Raw genomic sequence first — 1572 nt, 5'->3', positions numbered from 1 at the left:
GTAGCCGCACCGCAGCGGCACTCGGTGGCGGTGTCGGCGCAGCAGGCGGTTCGGTAGTCGGCCATAGCTTGGGCGGCTCCACCGGTTCGACCATCGGCGCAGGCCTCGGCGGCGCGGCGGGTGGCGCGGTTGGCAACAACTTGGGTACCGACAGCGGCAAATCCCATTCTGGCGGCGGCCATAAGCACAAGAACAAACACAAAAACAAACATCGCTGATTGTTTTTGTGTGACGCGAAAAACCCGGCCTGGTGCCGGGTTTTTTGTTTCTGCGATTTGGCGGCGGAACGTTTGGTTCATGGGTGCCTCGAACTTTATACACTCCGCGAAATATGTGAGGCAGGCCATGGCACTTTCAACCGAAGTGAATGAACAGGACGACCGCAGCGGCGACCCGTATTTGAATGATCCGGGAAATGAGGATCCGGGCTCGCTGATGGACGACGCGACCGTGCCGCTAAACGATTCGGACGATGCCGGCGATGTCGGTAACACCGAGTATGAAGACGAGGATGTGGACTTGGATTGATCGTCGGCTGATTGATCGTACCGAGTTATATGAGAGGTGATTTATGAACGCTGATCCTAAAGTCGAAGATGTCGACGAAACACAGGAATACCCGCTGCCTTCACCTACCGATCCACTGCCCCGTGATCAGCGTCCGCCTGATGATGAGGATGAGGTTGGGGTGGAGCAGGTGTCGGAGGGTGATGGGGAGCGTAGTTAAGAAATTCATTTGGGTTGTTAAATGTTAGAGCCCGGTGTTTCCGGGCTCAACATGTCAGATCACCAAAGTAGCTCGTCTTTGAAGTAAAGATTCGACATTCCGCTATGCATTCTTTTAACTTTCCCTGCAGTTATGTATTCATCCAGATCGCGCTCTACTATTTCCAGTTCTGTGTACTGCGGATGCCTTTCTGGGAATTCATTTGCATAGATATACAGTCTCCAGGAATCGAATCCGTCGATCCTTCCATCGGGACCATAATCAAAGTCAATACAGGCCTCGGGCAAATAAACGCGGCATCCAACACCATGCAACTCATAAGTGACGTTGCCGCTAACAGTTCCTCGTTGGGGGATTTTCTTGGTCCCCCATAATCTCAGAATGAACCTGTCGCCGAATTTTTTTTCCAGCATTGCAGTCGCTTTGTCGACTTTTTCTAAAAAGTCTTCTATCAAATACTCTAGCGCTAAATTTTTCATCTTCGAGGTCTCGTCAGTCTGTCTAACCCTACAGAGTCTGCAGACTCTTTCACTTCTTCTACGGTGGTAAAAATACTCTTTTTGTGGGCTGCAATGTCGGTGATTAGTTTGATTGTCACTGGAGTATGAGTGCGTCTCGCGGCTGACGCCCTATGGTGTCCATCCACAATATAACGTTCGCCTTCGTGCTCAACTACATCGATAGGCCAATCGTCATCAAAGCCATTTGCCTGCATTCTGCCAGCAACGTCTTCTACCCGTTTCGTAGAACTCTTTCCTTCAATCGCATGAACCCGCCTGAGGCTATTTGGGTCAACGTTTCTGACAATATCAGGTAAAGCTGGCTCCCCCTCATCAACCCAAACC

General features: G+C 51.0%; 4 protein-coding genes. 2 read left to right on the top strand and 2 right to left on the bottom strand.

Features of this window, described 5'->3' with window-relative positions; genetic code table 11:
• The coding region (locus tag BI292_RS10150) for a glycine zipper domain-containing protein (RefSeq protein WP_371918721.1) at nucleotides 1-218 on the top strand (218 nt) is incomplete at its 5' end.
• Between the two features lie 127 nt (nucleotides 219-345).
• Complete coding sequence (locus tag BI292_RS10145; protein WP_101207796.1) at nucleotides 346-528, top strand: hypothetical protein; 183 nt, start codon at nucleotides 346-348, stop codon at nucleotides 526-528.
• Nucleotides 529-786: 258 nt separating this feature from the next.
• On the opposite strand, the gene BI292_RS10140 is transcribed toward BI292_RS10145, so the two are convergent.
• Nucleotides 787-1206, bottom strand: coding sequence for a hypothetical protein (locus BI292_RS10140; protein ID WP_101207795.1), 420 nt, complete (start codon nucleotides 1204-1206; stop codon nucleotides 787-789).
• Nucleotides 1203-1572 (bottom strand): ParB/RepB/Spo0J family partition protein (locus tag BI292_RS10135; RefSeq protein ID WP_178076563.1); only part of this gene is annotated, 370 nt, incomplete at its 5' end. The genes BI292_RS10135 and BI292_RS10140, both read right to left, overlap by 4 nt.

It is taken from the genome of Pseudomonas sp. 43NM1, assembly GCF_002836905.1.
GTDB lineage: Bacteria > Pseudomonadota > Gammaproteobacteria > Pseudomonadales > Pseudomonadaceae > Aquipseudomonas > Aquipseudomonas prosekii.
The sequence above is the reverse complement of the archived record's forward strand: the minus strand, read 5'-3'. Positions and strand labels throughout refer to the sequence as shown.